The following is a 16,868-nucleotide window of genomic DNA, read 5'->3' as shown; positions in this document are numbered from 1 at the left end:
CGCGCACGGCTTGATTTCGGGGTCAATCCGCATGGTGGAGGAAAAGCATGCCGATCTACAGGGCCCCGGTCCAGGACACGCTGTTCGTGCTCAACGAGGTGCTCGGCTATCAGCGCTATTCGAACCTTCCGGGATTCGCCGACGCAACGCCTGACGTGCTGGAGGCAATTCTCGCCGAAGGGGCCAAGCTCGCCGAGAACGTCATGCATCCGCTCAACCGTGTCGGCGACATGGAGGGCTGCGTGCGCCATGACGACGGCTCGGTGACCACGCCCAGGGGCTTCAAGGAAGCCTTCGACCAGTATCGCGAAGGCGGCTGGATGGGCCTGGCGGCGCCCGTCGAGTTCGGCGGCCAGGGCCTGCCCTATGCCGTGCACACGGCGGTGGCTGAATACATGGTGTCGGCCAACATGTCGCTGATGATGTATCCGGGCCTGACCCAGGGCGCGATCGCCGCCATCATCACCCACGGCACCGACGAGCAGAAGGCGACCTGGCTGCCCAGGATGGTCGAGGGCAGCTGGACCGGCACCATGAACCTGACGGAGCCGCATTGCGGCACCGATCTTGGCCTGCTGCGCACCAAGGCGGTGCCGAACGGCGATGGTACCTACAAGATTTCAGGCCAGAAAATCTTCATCTCGGCCGGCGAGCACGACATGTCGGACAACATCGTCCATCTGGTGCTGGCCCGCATCGAAGGCGCGCCGGAGGGCGTCAAGGGCATTTCGCTGTTCATCGTGCCCAAGCTGAAGCTCGACGCCTCGGGCAATCCGGGGACGAGAAACACTGTCTCCTGCGGCTCGATCGAGGAGAAGATGGGCATCCACGGCAACTCGACCTGCGTCATGAATTATGACGAGGCCGAAGGCACGCTGCTGGGCGAGGCCAATGGCGGCCTGAAGGCGATGTTCACGATGATGAACGAGGCCCGCCTCGGCGTCGGCCTGCAGGGCCTGTCGCTGTCGGAGATCGCTTACCAGAATGCCGCCGCCTATGCCAAGGACCGGTTGCAGGGCCGCTCGCTGTCGGGTCCGAAGGCGCCGGACAAGAAGGCGGACCCGATCATCGTCCATCCCGACATCCGCCGCTCGCTGATGACCATGAAGGCGTTCAACGAGGCCGGCCGCGCGCTGGCGCTGTGGACCGCGATCAAGTCCGATATCGCGCACCGCTCCGCCGACGACAAGGATCGCCAGGCGGCCGACGACTACACCGGCCTGATGACGCCGGTGGTCAAGGGCGTGCTGACCGACAAGGGTTTTGATCACGCCGTCATGGCGCAGCAGGTGTTCGGCGGTCACGGCTACATCGAAGAACATGGCATGAGCCAGTTCGTGCGCGATGCCCGCATCGCCATGATCTATGAAGGTGCCAACGGCATTCAGGCGCTCGACCTCGTCGGCCGCAAGCTCGGCTTGAACGGCGGCCGAGCCATCCAGGCCTTCTTCAAGGAGGTCGGCGAGTTCTGCGAGGAAAACCGCACCGACGAGAAGATGGCGCCCTTCACCAAGGGTCTGAAGAAGGGCCTCAACGATTTGCAGGCGGCGACCATGTGGCTGCTGCAGAATGGCATGGCCAAGCCCGATAATGCCGGTGCGGCCTCGACCGACTACATGCATCTCTTCGGCCTCGTCGCGCTGGGCTACATGTGGGCGCGGATGGCCAAGGCGGCACAGGGCAAGACTGATGCCAACGGCTCCCAGTCTTTCTACGATAACAAGGTGGTGACGGCGCGCTTCTTCATGGAGCGGATCATGCCGGAGAGCTCGGCGCACCTCGCCCGTATTTCGAGTGGTGCCGATACGCTGATGGCCCTGCCGGCGGAAGCGTTCTAAGCTCCGTCTAGCTAGCCTTTCTGTCTGTCGATACGCGGAGGAAATCGTGGCGACAAATCCCGCCGAAGTGCTCTCTTTGCCGAAACCAGCCTGGGCGGCCGACGAGGTCGGCATGCTCTACGACATGGCTACCCGCTTCATGTCGGAGGAGATCGCACCGCGCTACGACGAGTTCGAGAAGAACGAGATGGTCGATCGCGAAAGCTGGCTCAAGGCTGGTTCCGCCGGCCTGCTCTGCGCGTCCATGCCGGAGGAATATGGCGGCTCCGGCGGCACCTTCGCGCATGAGAGCGCCATCATCGAGGCGATCGGCCATGTCGGCGTCGATGGTTTCGGCATCGGCCTGCACAATTCGATCGTCGCCCCCTACATCCTCCATTACGGTTCGGAAGAGCAGAAGAAGAAGTGGCTGCCCAGGCTCGCCACTGGCGAACTGATCGGCGCCATTGCCATGACCGAGCCCGGCGCCGGTTCCGACCTGCAGGGTGTCAAGACCCGTGCCGAGAAGGACGGCAACCAGTACAAGATCAACGGCTCCAAGACCTTCATCACCAACGGCCAGCTGGCCAACTTGATCATTGTCGTCACCAAGACCGATCCGGAGAAGGGCGCCAAGGGCACATCGCTGATGGTCATCGAGACCGACGAGGTCGAGGGGTTCGAACGCGGCCGCAACCTCGACAAGATCGGACTGAAGGCCAACGACACGTCGGAGCTGTTCTTCAACGACGTGCGTGTACCGACCTCCAATCTGCTCGGCCATGAAGAGGGACAGGGCTTCGTCCAGCTGATGCAGCAATTGCCTCAGGAGCGGCTGCAGATCGGCACCGGGGCGATCGCCATGATCGAGCGGGCGCTGGCGCTGACCATCGATTACGTCAAGGAGCGCAAGGCCTTCGGCAAGGCGATCATCGATTTCCAGAACACACAGTTCAAACTGGCGGAGCTGAAGACCGAGGCCACCATCGGCCGCGTCTTCTACAATGACTGCGTCACCCGCCACATCAATGGCGGCCTCGATCCGGTGACCGCTTCGATGGCCAAGTACTGGCTCTCCGACCTCCAGGGCAAAGTCGTCGACGAATGCCTTCAATTGCATGGCGGCTATGGCTACATGAATGAATATCCGATCGCCCGCATGTTCCGCGACGCTCGCGTCCAGCGCATCTATGGCGGCACCAACGAGATCATGAAATTGCTGATCGGACGCTCGCTCTGAGCAGCTTTTCAGCGAACCCCAGGGAGCATGAAAAATGACCGAAGCTTATGTCTATGACGCCGTGCGCACGCCGCGCGGCAAGGGCAAGAAGGACGGATCGCTGCACGAAGTGCCGGCGGTACGGCTCGCCGCCAGGACGCTCGAGGCCCTGCGCGATCGCAACGGGCTGGACACTGCAAACGTCGACGACATCATCTTCGGCTGCGTCGACCCGGTCGGCGAGGCGGGTTCCGTCATTCCACGCGCCGCCGCCTTCGAGGCCGGCTACGACACCAAGGCACCCGGCATGCAGATCTCGCGCTTCTGCGCCTCCGGCTTGGACGCCATCAATTTCGGCGCCGCCAAGATCGCGCAAGGCGCCGATGAAATCGTCATCGCCGGCGGCGTCGAATCCATGTCGCGCGTCGGCATGGGCATGTCCGGTGGCGCCTGGTTCATGGATCCTTCGGTCGGCCTGCCCGGCTGGTTCGTGCCGCAAGGCATTTCGGCCGACCTGATCGCCACCAAATACGGCTTCTCGCGCGACGACGTCGACGCTTACGCGGTCGAGAGCCAGAAGCGCGCCGCAAGATCCTGGGCCGATGGCCGCTTCAAGAACTCGGTCATCCCGATCAAGGACCAGAATGGTCTCACCATTCTCGATCATGACGAGCATATGAGGCCGTCGACCGACATGCAGTCGCTCGCCTCGCTCAACCCGTCCTTCGTCATGCCCGGTGAAATGGGCGGCTTCGACGCGGTGGCGGTGCAGAAGCATCCGGAGGTCGAGGAGGTCAACCACGTCCACCACGCCGGCAACTCGTCCGGCATCGTCGATGGCGCGGCGGCCGTGCTGCTCGGCTCGAAGAAGGCCGGCAAGGCGATGGGTCTCAAGCCGCGCGCGCGCATCCGCACCTTCGCCAACATCGGCTCCGAGCCGGTGCTGATGCTGACCGGCCCGGTCGACGTCACCGAGAAACTGTTGAAGCGCGCCAAGATGAAGCTGTCGGACATCGACCTGTTCGAGCTCAACGAGGCCTTCGCCTCGGTGGTGCTGCGCTACATGCAGGCTTTCGAAATTCCGCACGACAAGATCAACGTCAATGGCGGCGCCATCGCCATGGGTCACCCGCTCGGCGCCACCGGCGCGATGATCCTCGGCACCGTGTTGGACGAACTCGAGCGGCGCGACCTCAACACCGCGCTGGTGACGCTCTGTATCGGCGCCGGCATGGGCACTGCAACCATCATCGAACGCGTCTGACGGGGAGAGAACGATGAGCTACACCAATTTCACCCTCGACATCGACGCCGATGGCATCGCCTTGGTCACCTGGAACAGCCCGGACCGCTCGATGAACGTCTTCACCGAAGAGGTGATGCGCGAGCTGAACGATATCGTGGACAAGGTGGCCGGCGACGCCGCCATCAAGGGCGCGGTGATCACCTCCGGCAAGGACACGTTCTCCGGCGGTGCCGACATCACGCTGTTGCAGAGGATGCTGACCACCTTCGCCACCGACAAGGTCAAAGATGTCGAAAAGGCGACCAAGGCGCTGTTCGACAATGCCGGCATCATGACCGGCCTGTTCCGCAAGCTGGAAACTTGCCGCAAGCCATGGGTCTCGGCGATCAACGGCACCTGCATGGGCGGCGCCTTCGAAATGTCGCTCGCTTGCCATGGCCGCGTCGCGGCCGATTCCGACAAGGTCAGGATGGCACTCCCCGAGGTGAAGATCGGCATCTTCCCCGGTGCCGGCGGCACCCAGCGTGTGCCGCGGCTGACCGACCAGCAGCAGGCGCTGCAAATGCTGACCTCCGGTCAGACCCTGTCGCCGCAGAAGGCGAAGGCGATGGGCCTGATCCATGAGATCGCCGAACCGGCCAAGCTGGTCGAGATCGGCAAGGCAATGATCAGGAACGGCCTCAAGCCGGTGGCGCCGTGGGACGAGAAAGGTTTCAAGCTGCCCGGCGGCCCGATCTACTCGGCGGCCGGTGCCAATCTGTGGCCGCCGGCCATCGCCATCCTGCGCCGCGAGACCCATGGCAATTATCCGGCCGCCGCGGCGATCCTGAAATGCGTCTATGAGGGCCTCCTGGTGCCCTTCGACACGGCGCTCAGGATCGAGCAGCGCTATTTCACCGAGATCATGCAGACCAAGGAAGCGGCAGCGATGATCCGCTCGCTGTTCGTGTCGCTGCAGGAACTGAACAAGGGCGCACGCCGCCCGGCCGGCGTGCCGGACACCAAGTTCAAGAAGATCGGCATCCTCGGCGCCGGTTTCATGGGCGCGGGCATCGCCTATGTCACGGCCAAGGCCGGCATTCCGGTGGTGCTGCTCGACCGGGACATGGAGGCGGCCGCAAAGGGCAAGGCGCATTCCGACGGCCTGATCTCGGATCAGGTCAAGAAGGGCCGTGCCAAGCCCGAGGACAAGGACAAGCTCTTGTCTCTGATCACGCCGACGGCAGACTATGCCGACCTCGCCGGCTGCGATCTCGTCGTTGAAGCCGTGTTCGAGGATTCCGCCGTCAAGAAGGCCGCCACCGAACAGGCGGAAGCCGTGTTGAAATCGTCGGCGATCTTCGCCTCGAACACCTCGACCATTCCGATCAGCGGCCTCGCCAGGAATTCGGCGCGGCCGAAGAATTTCATCGGCATCCACTTCTTCTCGCCGGTCGACAAGATGATGCTGGTCGAGATCATCCTTGGCAAGAAAACCGGCGACAAGGCCTTGGCCACCGCGATCGACTTCGTGCGGGCCATCAAAAAGACGCCGATCGTCGTCAACGACACGCGCGGCTTCTACGTCAATCGCTGCGTGCTGCGTTACATGTCGGAAGCCTACAAGATGCTGATCGAAGGCGTGCCCGCGCCGATGATCGAGAATGCGGCCAAGGCCGCCGGCATGCCGGTCGGTCCCTTGGCGCTGACCGACGAGACGGCCATCGACCTTGCCCAGAAGATCATGAAGCAGACCATCAGGGATCTCGGCGAAAAGGCCGTCGACCCCAGGCAGATGGCGCTGATCAACACCATGGTCGACGATCACGGCCGTTTCGGCCGCAAGAACGGCAAGGGTTTTTACGACTATCCGGCCAAGCCGGCCAAGAAGAAGCTGTGGCCCGGCCTCAAGGACCTTTATCCGCAGCTCGCGGCCGAGAAGGTCGACTATGAGGAGCTGCAGCAGCGCCTGCTGGTCACCATCGCGCTCGAAGCGGCGCGCGTGATGGAAGAGGGCATCGTCACCGATCCACGCGAGGCCGATGTCGGCTCGATCCTGGCCTTCGGCTTCGCGCCCTACACCGGTGGCGCGCTGTCCTATATCGACGGCATCGGCGCCAAACAATTCGTCAAGATCGCCAAGGCGCTGCAGAAGAAGTATGGCGCCGAGTTCAAGGCGCCCAAGCTGCTCCTCGACATGGCCGAGAAGGGTGAGACCTTCTACGAACGCTTCGACCCCTATGCCAAGGGCGATGTGAAGCAGGCAGCCTGACAGAGCGTCATGTTATGTCTGAGCGCGCATGGCGCGCATGCTGGCCACGGCGCGAAGCCGTGGCCCCTACATGCTGGGCGGTGAAGGCCGGCTGGCCTGTCGCTGCCTGCCGACCGACTATGACCGCAAGGCGCGCCGCTTCCTCGACATTGACGCGGTTGTCGCCGCACTTGGCCGTGCGGTGAACCGCGGCCACCGACCGAGGCAGAACGCATTTTCATGACATCGCACCAGGGACTGCGCGGCCTGGCCAAATCGTCCGGCTGATCAACCCGTTGGCAAGCAGGATTCGATCGACTTTCCCAAACCAGGCGCGGATGATATATTAGGTGTCGCTAACATGATGTTGGCGGAGGAGTAATCATCATGCGTATGATGCTGAGAGTTTCCATCCCGGCCGAGGAAGGCAATAAGGCGATCAAGGACGGCAGCATGGGCAAGATCATCGAGCAAACCCTGTCCGATCTCAAGCCGGAGGCTGCCTATTTTACCGCGGACGGTGGTTGGCGGACGGCCTACCTTTTCCTGGAGGTAAAGGACAGTTCGGACATGCCCTATGTCGCCGAGCGGTTCTTCTTCGCCTTCAATGCCACTGTCGAGCTCATCCCGGTGATGAACGTCGACGAGCTCCAGAAAGGCCTGCCGAGGGCGATGGCGGCATTGGCCGGATAGCGGCTTCGGCCATGACACTGTGCCGTCGTTGCGGCACACAGCTTTGTTCGTGATCCGCCGGCCCGCTGGTGGACAACGCAGCCGTTGCGCGTTAGACAGGAAGAGGCATTTTTTCCTGTTTCGAAGGAGAGCACGTCATGCTCTCGCACGACCGAGTCTGGGCTGCCATCGATGCTCTTGCCGAGCGCTATTCGCTTTCGGCTTCGGGTCTGGCAAGGCGCGCGGGACTTGATTCAACCGCCTTCAACAAATCCAAACGCTTGTCCTCGGACGGTCGGCCGCGCTGGCCCTCGACCGAATCGCTGGCCAAGATCATCGAGGCGACGGGCGCTTCGCTGGACGAATTCACCGGGCTGATCGAAGGCCGTGGCGCATCGCCCGCCAGCCGGCGCGCGGTGCCGTTGCTCGGCTTCGCCCAGGCCGGCGCCGGCGGCTTCTTCGACGATGCCGGCTTTCCGGCGGGGCAGGGCTGGGATCTCGTCGAATTGCCGGCGCAATCGACCGAAAGTTCCTATGCGCTGCAGGTGCAGGGCGATTCCATGCTGCCGCTCTACCGCAACGGCGACGTCCTCATCGTCGAGCCGGGTGCGGCCACCCGTAAGGGCGACCGCGTCGTCGTCAAGACCACTTCGGGCGAGGTGATGGCCAAGGTGCTCGAGCGCCAGACAGTCAAGTCGATCGCGCTGGTCTCGCTCAATCCGGAGCATCCGGACCGCGATATCCCCATGCTCGAGGTCGAGTGGGTGGCGCGGATCGTCTGGGCAAGCCAATAGGTGCAACGGGTGCGACTTCCTCATCTTGTCCTGGCGGTTCTGATGATCCCGGCGATGGCGGCGCTGGTCGTTGCCGGCGGACGCACGCTGAAAGGCAGCGAAAGCACTGTTGCGGTGGATCAGATCGATCCCGGCGCCGACACTACCGCTGAGGCAGATAGGGATGCGACGCCCGAGGAACCGTCCACCTCAGCGATTCGTGCACCGGCGCAGCCACCAAATCCGGCGGTGCATTCGCGGGCGATCGACCCGGACGTGGTCGCGCCGCCGGAACTGCCCACCGGCGAACTCGAGCGGGTCGAGCCGCGTGCGCCGTTGAGCAAGCTGGCGCTCGCCGTGCCGCCCAAGCCTAAAATGCCCGACGACTGGAACGGCACGAAGCTGTTCCAGCCGGTAGCTCCGGCCGCCGGCCTGATCGAGGCGAAGGGGTATTCGGTCGCGATTTCCGGCATCGATGTCGTCAGGCAGGACGAGACCTGCACCACCGACGGGAAATCCTGGCCGTGCGGCATCGGCGCGCGCACGGCATTCCGCGCCTTTCTGCGCGGCCGCGCCGTGGTTTGCACGGTGCCGCCGGAAGGCGGACGCGACCGGATTGCGGCGGAATGCCGGATCGGCAAGCAGGATGTCGGTCAATGGCTGGTCGAAAACGGCTGGGCGCGTGCCGCCAAGGGCGGACCCTATGTCGAGGCCGGTGACAAGGCACAAGGCGCGAAGAAAGGCATTTTCGGGTCGGCGCCGAACCTTGCCGGCATCTCGGCGATGCCGGCCGCACCCACCCCAGCGCCTCAGGCGCCGGGCTCGATCCTGGAGGAGGACTCGATCCTGCAAGAGGAGGGCGGCGTCCTCAAGCCAGCTGACCAGCCAGCGCCTTCTGAATGAGCGAGCGGGTCTCGGCGACGCCGTAGAGGGCGGCGAATGATCCAAAGCGTGGACCACGCTCCTGGCCGATCAGCACCTGGTAGATCATCTGGAAGAAGGCGCCTGAGACACCCGGGCCACCTTCAGGACTTTGCTTGGAATGATCCTGATAGCGTTCGATCTTGCGCGCCACGTTGAGCGAAGCGTTCTGGATCGCTTCGCCGCTGGCGCCCGCCGGCAAGTCGCCAAGTGCCTTTTCGAGAGCCACCAGCGCTTCGCGCTCGACCTCGTCGGCCGGGCGAAAGGTTTTCGTCGGCTTCACAAAATCGTCGAAGTAGCGAATCGCGTAGCCCGTCAGTCGGTCCAGCTCGGGATGGGTCGCCGGAGTCACACCCGCGACGTGACGCGAGATGAAGCCCCACAGCACCTCCTTGTTCTGCGCATTGGAGGCGCTGACAAGGTTGAGCAGCAGCGAGAACGGCACCGGCATGTCGATGGCGGGCGGGTTGCCGTCATGCATATGCCAGACCGGGTTGCCCAGCCGCTCCTTCCACTCCTGGCGGGGATAGGCGGCGAGGAAGGTGTAATATTCGTCCACGGCCCGCGGGATGACGTCGAAATAGAGTTTCTTGGCCTGCCGCGGCCGCTGGTACATGTAGAGCCCGAGGCTCTCGGTCGGTGCATAGGTCAGCCATTCGTCGATGGTCAGGCCGTTGCCTTTCGACTTCGAGATCTTCTGGCCATTCTCATCGAGGAACAGTTCGTAGACGAAATGCTCCGGCGCCCGCCCGCCCAGTATGTTGCAGATGCGGTCGTAAACCACTGCATTGGTCTGATGATCCTTGCCGAACATCTCGAAATCGACGCCGAGTGCCGCCCAGCGCATGCCGAAATCCGGCTTCCACTGCAGCTTCACGCGGCCGCCGGTGACCGGCAGCGTGGTTTCGGTGCCATCATCGTCGAAGGTGATGGTACCGGCCTTGGCGTCGACATGCTTCATGGGAACGTAAAGCACGCGCCCACTCTTTGGCGAGATCGGCAGGAAGGGGCTGTAGGTCGCCTGCCGCTCAGGTCCGAGCGTCGGCAGCATGACCGCCATGATCTGGTCGTAGCGTTCGGCGGCGCGCAACAGCATCGCATCGAAGCGGCCTGACTTGTAGTATTGCGTTGCGCTGGCGAATTCGTAATCGAAGCCGAACGTGTCGAGGAAGCGGCAGAGCATCGCATTGTTATGGTCGGCGAAGCTCGCATAGTCGCCGCCGAAGGGGTTGGGCACCGATGACAGCGGCTTGTGCAGATATGGCTCGAGCGCTGCGCGATCCGGCACGCTGTCGGGTATCTTGCGCATGCCGTCCATGTCGTCGGAAAAGCACAGCAGCTTGGTCGCGACCTTGTCCTGCGTCAGCACGCGGAACGCATGACGCACCATCGAGGTGCGTGCCACTTCGCCGAACGTGCCGATATGCGGCAGGCCCGACGGTCCATAGCCGGTCTCGAACAGGATCGTTTCGGGGAAATCGGCGCCCTTGTAGCGTTCGATGATCTTTTTGGCTTCCTCGAACGGCCATGCCTTGCTCTCGGCCGCGGCCGTCAGCAGTTCGGGATTGAGATCGATGATGTTTGATCCCGCCATGTCACAGTTTTCCAGATTGTATCCCGGCAATAGCCGCAAGTGCATTTTCAACCGGTCTCTAGGCGTGCGTGGCCGGAGCGTCAACGCGTCGGGCGCTTTTTCCTTGCGGCCTCAGGCTCCCCTTCCTACCTTCGGAGCCCGTTCAAGGAGCAAAGAATGCTGTCGCCCACCCCGCACGAAGCCCTGATCTATCTGATGGTCATCACTTCGGCCTCCGACCGGGACATGACCGATGTCGAACTGGCCAGGATCGGTGAGGTTGTTCGCTCGTGGCCGGTGTTCGAGGATTTCAAGCAGGACCGTCTCGTTGCCGTGGCCCAAGCCTGTCAGAAGATGCTGCATGAGAAGGGTGGGCTCGAAGGTGTCCTGACCCAGGTCTCGGAGGCGCTGCCGGAGCGGTTGCGCGACACCGCCTATGCCGCGGCCTTCGAAGTGGCCGCCGTCGATCTGGAGATGCGGCTGGAGGAAGTGCGGGTGCTGCAGTTGATCCGTCGCCAGCTCGATCTCGACACGCTGACCGTGGCGGCCATCGGCCGTGCGGCCAAGGCAAGGCTGCGAACTCTGACCTGACGAGGTTACGGCCGGATCAGAAAAGCTGACCGGACCGGATCAGAAGAAACTGACCGGGAAATAGCGCAGGTAGAATTCGGCAAAGGTGCCTTTCATCGAAATCTCTTGCAAAGCGTAGTCGAGGGCCGCGGCCAGCGCCGGATTGTCCGCTCGCGTGGCGATGGCCATGCCGGTGCCCAGATATTCGGGCGCCAGGTAGGGGCCGCCGGCAAAGCGGCAGCAGCCGGCGGCATCGGAGCCGCCGAGCCAGAAGGCGAAGCGCATGCCATCGCCGAAAGCCGCGTCGATCTTGCCGGCCTTGAGGTCGCCATAGAGGGCTTCCGGCTTGTCGAAGGGGACGACCTGGACCGTGCCGAAATAATCGCGCAGCATGCGTTCATGGGCCGAGCCCGATATCACGCCGACTCGCTTGCCGTGCAATTTGTCGAAGAGCGGTTCCGCCAGCGCCTTGTTCCTCGCGGTGATGAAGCGCGCCGGGAACTGCAGGTAGGCGCGCGAGAAGGCGTATGTCTGGCGCGACTGTGACGTCGGGGCAATGCCGGCGATAACAGCTTCACCTTCGCCCCTCTCAAGCGCGCCTTGAAGCTCCGCCCAAGGCAAGGCCTGGATCTGGCATTTGTCGACGATGCCGAGTTCCGCGCAGATGGCGCGCGCCAAGTCGATGTGGAAACCGGACAGCTTCCCCGCGCCGTCGAGGAAATTGAAGGGCGGAAAATCCGTGGTCGTCAGGAACCGCAGCCGCGGCAGCGCCGCAAGGTCGGGCTTCGGAAGCCGCTCCTTGGCATCCCACAACACCGGCACCTGCGGCTCGGCCGCGCCCGCGCCGGAAACCCATGACAATGCGGCGATGAGCGCCGCTGCCAGGACATGGGACCTCCATTGGAACGCCACGATAAAACTCCCGCACCCGTGCTCGTGCCGGTTTTGGTACGAAAACGATACAGGCACAATGCTTTTTGATTTCAACGCTTCGATTTCAGGATATGGTTCGGTCGGTTTGCAAACAGCGGTGGCTGCCCTGGTGGGAATACCAGGGTCGAGAACCACAACCGGAAGCGGGCGCTTTGCAATCCGTGGTCGGTGGCGAAGTGCCGGGAAGGCGCGGACCATGGACTTAATGCATGAGGCAACATGGGGTTGATGTTGCGATGAGTCAGTTCGATCGAACGCTGGAATACATAGATCAACTGCAGCACGCCGCAACGGCGGCCGCGGTCTGCGAGAAACTGTTGGGCGTAACGTCGGAGTTCGGTCTGACCGCGCTGATGGCCGGAACCGTTCCGCAGCCGGGCACACCGACGGGCCAGCAGAAGCAGCATGTGCTGCTCTGCGACTGGCCGGTCGAATGGCTCGAGCGCTACGTGACGCGCAACTATGTCGATCACGATCCCGTCGTCAGTCACATGAAACAGCTGCAAGCGCCGTTCCAGTGGCGGGAAGCCGCCCAGGGCATCCGCATCGACAAGAGCAGCGGCGAAGTGATGGGCGACGCCGGCGCCTTCAAGTTGCGCGACGGGCTGGCCTTTCCGTTGATCACGCTCGACGGCGAAATCGTCATGGTGTCGCTGGGGGGCGAGGCCGTGGAACTGTCGGCGGCCGAGTTCGGCCTGGTCTCCCTGGTCTCGACCTATGCCGTCGGCCGCGCCATGCAACTCCACACCATGGCGACCACGACGATCGATCACATCGAGCTGACGCCGCGCGAACGCGAATGCCTGCAATGGGCTGCCGTCGGCAAGTCCGAATGGGAGATTTCCCAAATCCTCGGCATCTCCGAGCACACCTCGGAGAAACATCTTCTTAACGCCAAAAGCAAACTCGGTGCCGTCAACCGGGTCCAGGCAGTCGCCGAGGCGATAAGGCGCGGCTACATTAGCTAGGTCGGCCGTGCAGGCCTAGAACTTCTTGCCTACGTGATCACGCAATTTTCGCATCGAAGCACGGCCGTATCTTCCCCTGAACCACAGGAGACTACGGAATGCTTTTTTGTCTTACGACCAAGGAATTGATGGAACGTCCCGACCTTTGGGAGGCCGTCCATCGGCTGCGCTACCGGATATTCGTCGAGGAGATGGGATGGGAGGACCTTCGGCGCCCCGACGGATTTGAAGTCGACCAGTTCGATCATGACGAGGCGGTGCATCAGATCGTCATCAGGGGCAATGAAGTCGCGGGCTATCAGAGGATGTTGCCGACCACACGGCCGCATTTGTTGACCGAGGTGTTGACCGATCTCTCCGAAGGAACGCCGCCGGCGGGTCCCAACATCTGGGAGTTGACCCGCTATGCGGTGGCTCCGGGTTTTCGCGATGGGCGTCGCGGCGTCTCGACCGTCGGCACGGAATTGATAGCCGGTTTCGTCGAGTGGGGTCTGAAGCGCGGCGTCGACAAGGTGATCATCGAGTTCGAGCCGATGTGGGTGCTGCGCGCATTGCAACTGCACTTCCTGGCGACGCCGCTCGGTTATCAGCGCACCTATGGCAACCAGCAGGTCGTGGCGACGCTGCTCACCTTCAACGAGCACACGCTGGACGTGGTGCGTTCGCGCCGCAATCATCATGCACCCGTCCTGGCCAGGGGATATCCCGACATGTTCGGTCAAAGGAGGGCGTCATGAACGCGCACCCGCAACCCGAACTGCGCAACCACACACTGATCGTCACCGTGTCGTCGAACGACGGCCGGCCGGTGCTCGACCGGAGGGCCTATGAGAGCCTTGCCGGGACGTTCCATGAAGCCGCCGAGAATGACGAGGTGCGGGTTGTCGTGCTGCGCGGCCTGGCCGGCTGCTTCTGCCTTGGTGGTGACTTTTCCGAATTCCTGGATGCCGCCAAGCACCAGAAGCTGATCGCCGCCGTCACCGACATGTTCCGCATGCTGGCGACGTTTCCAAAGCCGATCCTGGCCTGTGTCGACGGCGATGCCGTCGGCGTCGGCTGCACCATCCTGTTCCATTGCGACATGGTGATCGCATCTGAAAAAAGCACCTTCCGGGTGCCGTTCGTCGATTTCGGCTTGGTGCCGGACGCGGCAACCAGCATCCTGGCGCCGCAGAAACTCGGCTATGCCGGTGCTTTCCGCTTCTTCTGTCTCGGCGACACGCTTGGTGCCGAAGACGCCAGGGCGCTCGGCCTCGTCGCCGAGATCGTCGCGGAAGGCAGCGTCGAGGAAGCGGCGCTTGGCCGGGCCAGGCAGCTCGCCAAAAAGCCCGTTGCCGCTTTGCTGCAGACACGGGGCCTGCTCAAGGGGAACACCGCCGCGCTTTGCGAGCGCATCGATGAGGAGATATCGCTGTTCCAGCAGGCGCTGCAGGACGACGCCACGTTGCGACGGTTGCAGCGGATCGCGCGTCTGGCGGCCTGAGTCGAAAGGCCGAGAGAAAGGACCTGCATCAACCGCGCCGCGCTGCCTTTCTGGCCGCGCGGCGCCAAAAGTGTCAGTCCTGCTTGCCCAGGAATGACGGCCCTTCGCCGATGATCTTCTTATCTTCCTTACCGATAGCGTCGAGATCGCGCCCCTCGTAGGGCAGCGACAGCAGGATGCGGCGCATCACCGCCAGCCGCGCGCGGCGCTTGTCGTTGGCCCGCACGATGATCCATGGCGCGAACTCCTTGTGGGTGCGCTCGAACATGGTGTCGCGTGCCTTGGTGTAATCGTCCCACTTGGTGATGCCGGCAATGTCGATCGGCGAGAACTTCCAGCTCTTCAGCGGACTGTAGCGGCGATCGTGAAAGCGCTCGAGCTGCGTCTCCCGGCCGATGTTCAGCCAAAATTTGAAGAAATAGATGCCGTCATTGACGATCATGCGTTCGAAATGCGGCGTCTCGTCGAGAAACTTCTCGTGCTGTTCGGGGGTGCAAAAACCCATTACCGGCTCGACGCCGGCACGATTGTACCAGGAGCGGTCGAAGGTGACGAATTCGCCCGCTGTCGGGAAATGGTCGGCGTAGCGCTGGTAGTACCATTGCCCCAGTTCCGTCGGGGTTGGCTTGGTCAGCGCGACGTTGCGCGCCGTGCGTGGGTTAAGATACTGGCGCAGCACGAATATCGTGCCGCCCTTGCCGGCCGCGTCACGACCCTCGAACAGCGCCATCATCCGCTTGCCGGTCGCCTGCAGCCATGCCTGCGCCTTGACGAGCTCGATCTGCAATTTCTCGAGCGTCTCGTCATACTCCTCGCTCTTCATCTTCTTGTCGTAAGGATATCCACCCGCGGTCAGCTTGTTCTCCTCGACCCAGTCCGGAAGCTCGGGATTCTCGATATCGAACTCCCGTTCCTTGCCGCCGATCCTGATTTTCAGCGGGCCTGAGGTTGGAGTGACCGAATTGTCGTTGGCTTTTTTCATGCAGACGAACCCTTTTAAGTGTCTGGACTCATGCTATTGGGAGCCACTACAGCGCCGCGCCTCCGTTTGGACGCGCAAAGGAGGCTGTAGCACTTTTGATTTGCGGTCCAGCGGAAGTTTTCGCCGCCGTCTGACCGGTGGAGGCTGGGCGCGCGAATGACCGAGCTGGGCGCAGAGCAGAAGAGCACGGGGCAAGCTGTGGCCGCTCGGCTGTGGCACAGCCGCTGGCTGCTTGCGGCCGGTGTCGTGGCGGTTCTGATCGCCTTTGGCTTCGCGGGCTTTTCCGCCTACGTGCTGGTGCCGGCGCTGCTCCTGCTGCCGGCCGCGGCAATATTGCCGGTCACCGGCGCCCGCCATTCCGCGGGGAACGCCGCGGCGATCGAGGCGATTGGCTTGCAGCGCCTGTCCGGTGAATATCTGGCGGCCGCCGTGGCCGACCCGCTCATCATCTTCGACCACGCCGCCACCATCGTCCACGCCAACGCCGCCGCCTTTGCCGCCTTTGGCGGCATCGCGCCCGGCATATCGCTGCCGCTGAAATTCCGGGCGCCGGAAATGCAGGCGCTGCTGGACAGTGTGCTGTCGGGCACTGTCGCCTCGGATGTCGTCGACTACACGGAGAAACTGCCTGTCGAACGGGCCTACCGCGTCAGCGCATCCTCGGTCGGGCATGGCACCGATCTTTATGTGCTGGTTTTCAAGGACCAGAGCGAGGCGCGGCGTATCGACCGCATGCGCGCCGATTTCATTGCCAATGCCAGCCACGAATTGCGCACCCCGCTGGCCTCGATCGCGGGCTTCATCGAAACGCTGCGCGGACCGGCCCGCAACGATCCGGCGGCGCGCGAGCAGTTCCTCCAGATCATGCAGAACCAGACCGGCCGCATGGCGCGCCTGATCGACGACCTCCTGTCGCTGTCGCGATTGGAGATGAAGCCCTATCTCAAGCCGGGAACCGAAGTCGATCTGCGCCAGACCGTCGACAGCGTCATCGATTCGCTCGGCCCGCTCGCCCGCGAAAACAATGTCGCCATCGAGCGCGATTTCGCCAAGGGGCCGCTCGATGTGCCGGGCGATCGCGACGAGCTGTTCCAGGTGTTCGAGAACCTTTTGGAAAATGCCTGCAAATACGGCCAGTCGGGCGGTCGTGTCGTGGTGTCGATCGCGCGCGGCGATGATGGTTCCGAACCCGGCATCGACGTCACCATCAGGGATTTTGGTCCCGGCATCCCCGAGGAGCACATACCGCGCATCACCGAGCGCTTCTATCGTATCGATGTCGAGACCAGCCGGACCCAGAAGGGCACGGGGCTTGGCCTGTCGATCGTCAAGCACATCCTGACGCGTCACAACGCCAGGCTGACGATCAGGTCCGAGGTCGGCAAGGGCGCCGCCTTCTCGGTCCATTTGCCGGCGCACTGATACTGCCCTAGTTTTCCACGGGGCCGTTTCTTTTTTCTGTCATCCCGTTAGCGTATCAG

The 16,868-nt window shown here is 63.0% G+C and carries 16 protein-coding genes; 13 read left to right on the top strand and 3 right to left on the bottom strand.

What is annotated here, in order from left to right; translation table 11 throughout:
- The first annotated feature begins 47 nt into the window (after positions 1-47).
- The 8 genes from MESAU_RS29385 (at position 48) to MESAU_RS29350 (ending at position 8,860) form a co-directional block, all read left to right on the top strand.
- Entirely contained in the window at positions 48-1,838 is a 1,791-nt protein-coding gene (locus tag MESAU_RS29385) for an acyl-CoA dehydrogenase (protein ID WP_015319310.1), read from the top strand.
- 46 nt (positions 1,839-1,884) lie between these two features.
- Complete coding sequence (locus MESAU_RS29380; protein WP_015319309.1) at positions 1,885-3,057, top strand: acyl-CoA dehydrogenase family protein; 1,173 nt, start codon at positions 1,885-1,887, stop codon at positions 3,055-3,057.
- 34 nt (positions 3,058-3,091) lie between these two features.
- Positions 3,092-4,300 carry an acetyl-CoA C-acetyltransferase gene (locus tag MESAU_RS29375; protein WP_015319308.1) on the top strand — a complete coding sequence of 403 codons (1,209 nt, stop codon included), beginning with the start codon at positions 3,092-3,094 and terminating at the stop codon, positions 4,298-4,300.
- Positions 4,301-4,313: 13 nt separating this feature from the next.
- Positions 4,314-6,533, top strand: a complete 2,220-nt coding sequence (locus MESAU_RS29370) for a 3-hydroxyacyl-CoA dehydrogenase NAD-binding domain-containing protein (RefSeq protein WP_015319307.1) — start codon at positions 4,314-4,316, stop codon at positions 6,531-6,533.
- Positions 6,534-6,561: 28 nt separating this feature from the next.
- The gene (locus MESAU_RS29365; protein ID WP_041163568.1) at positions 6,562-6,756 is read left to right on the top strand and encodes a hypothetical protein; all 195 of its coding nucleotides are present in this window, start codon (positions 6,562-6,564) and stop codon (positions 6,754-6,756) included.
- 143 nt (positions 6,757-6,899) lie between these two features.
- Positions 6,900-7,205, top strand: coding sequence for a hypothetical protein (locus MESAU_RS29360; protein WP_015319306.1), 306 nt, complete (start codon positions 6,900-6,902; stop codon positions 7,203-7,205).
- A gap of 137 nt (positions 7,206-7,342) precedes the next feature.
- A complete protein-coding gene (locus tag MESAU_RS29355; protein ID WP_015319305.1) occupies positions 7,343-7,978 on the top strand; it encodes a S24 family peptidase in 636 nt (211 codons plus the stop codon).
- Between the two features lie 9 nt (positions 7,979-7,987).
- Positions 7,988-8,860: a thermonuclease family protein gene (locus MESAU_RS29350; protein WP_348641162.1), complete on the top strand. Its 873-nt coding sequence runs from the start codon at positions 7,988-7,990 to the stop codon at positions 8,858-8,860.
- Here the strand turns inward: MESAU_RS29350 and MESAU_RS29345 are convergent.
- Positions 8,826-10,472, bottom strand: a complete 1,647-nt coding sequence (locus tag MESAU_RS29345; RefSeq protein WP_015319303.1) for a lysine--tRNA ligase — start codon at positions 10,470-10,472, stop codon at positions 8,826-8,828. The two genes, MESAU_RS29350 and MESAU_RS29345, sit on opposite strands and share 35 nt — an antisense overlap.
- A gap of 156 nt (positions 10,473-10,628) precedes the next feature.
- Here MESAU_RS29345 and MESAU_RS29340 point away from each other — a divergent pair, with 156 nt between their 5' ends.
- Positions 10,629-11,042, top strand: a complete 414-nt coding sequence (locus MESAU_RS29340) for a tellurite resistance TerB family protein (RefSeq protein WP_015319302.1) — start codon at positions 10,629-10,631, stop codon at positions 11,040-11,042.
- 39 nt (positions 11,043-11,081) lie between these two features.
- Here the strand turns inward: MESAU_RS29340 and MESAU_RS29335 are convergent, their stop codons facing one another.
- Entirely contained in the window at positions 11,082-11,933 is an 852-nt protein-coding gene (locus MESAU_RS29335) for an ABC transporter substrate-binding protein (RefSeq protein ID WP_015319301.1), read from the bottom strand.
- 257 nt (positions 11,934-12,190) lie between these two features.
- Here MESAU_RS29335 and MESAU_RS29330 point away from each other — a divergent pair, with 257 nt between their 5' ends.
- From MESAU_RS29330 to MESAU_RS29320, 3 genes are all read left to right on the top strand, one after another.
- Complete coding sequence (locus MESAU_RS29330; RefSeq protein ID WP_041163567.1) at positions 12,191-12,922, top strand: helix-turn-helix transcriptional regulator; 732 nt, start codon at positions 12,191-12,193, stop codon at positions 12,920-12,922.
- Between the two features lie 98 nt (positions 12,923-13,020).
- Positions 13,021-13,659: an acyl-homoserine-lactone synthase gene (locus tag MESAU_RS29325; RefSeq protein ID WP_015319299.1), complete on the top strand. Its 639-nt coding sequence runs from the start codon at positions 13,021-13,023 to the stop codon at positions 13,657-13,659.
- The gene (locus MESAU_RS29320) at positions 13,656-14,405 is read left to right on the top strand and encodes an enoyl-CoA hydratase-related protein (protein ID WP_015319298.1); all 750 of its coding nucleotides are present in this window, start codon (positions 13,656-13,658) and stop codon (positions 14,403-14,405) included. The genes MESAU_RS29325 and MESAU_RS29320 overlap by 4 nt, the downstream gene beginning before the upstream one ends.
- Positions 14,406-14,478: 73 nt before the next feature.
- On the opposite strand, the gene ppk2 is transcribed toward MESAU_RS29320, so the two are convergent.
- Positions 14,479-15,387, bottom strand: coding sequence for a polyphosphate kinase 2 (gene ppk2, locus MESAU_RS29315; RefSeq protein WP_015319297.1), 909 nt, complete (start codon positions 15,385-15,387; stop codon positions 14,479-14,481).
- Positions 15,388-15,543: 156 nt separating this feature from the next.
- Between ppk2 and MESAU_RS29310 the strand changes: the two genes are divergently transcribed.
- Positions 15,544-16,809, top strand: a complete 1,266-nt coding sequence (locus MESAU_RS29310; RefSeq protein ID WP_015319296.1) for an ATP-binding protein — start codon at positions 15,544-15,546, stop codon at positions 16,807-16,809.
- Positions 16,810-16,868 lie beyond the last annotated feature (59 nt).

Source organism: Mesorhizobium australicum WSM2073, from assembly GCF_000230995.2.
Lineage (GTDB): Bacteria > Pseudomonadota > Alphaproteobacteria > Rhizobiales > Rhizobiaceae > Mesorhizobium > Mesorhizobium australicum.
This window is presented reverse-complemented; position numbering and strand designations above follow the sequence as displayed.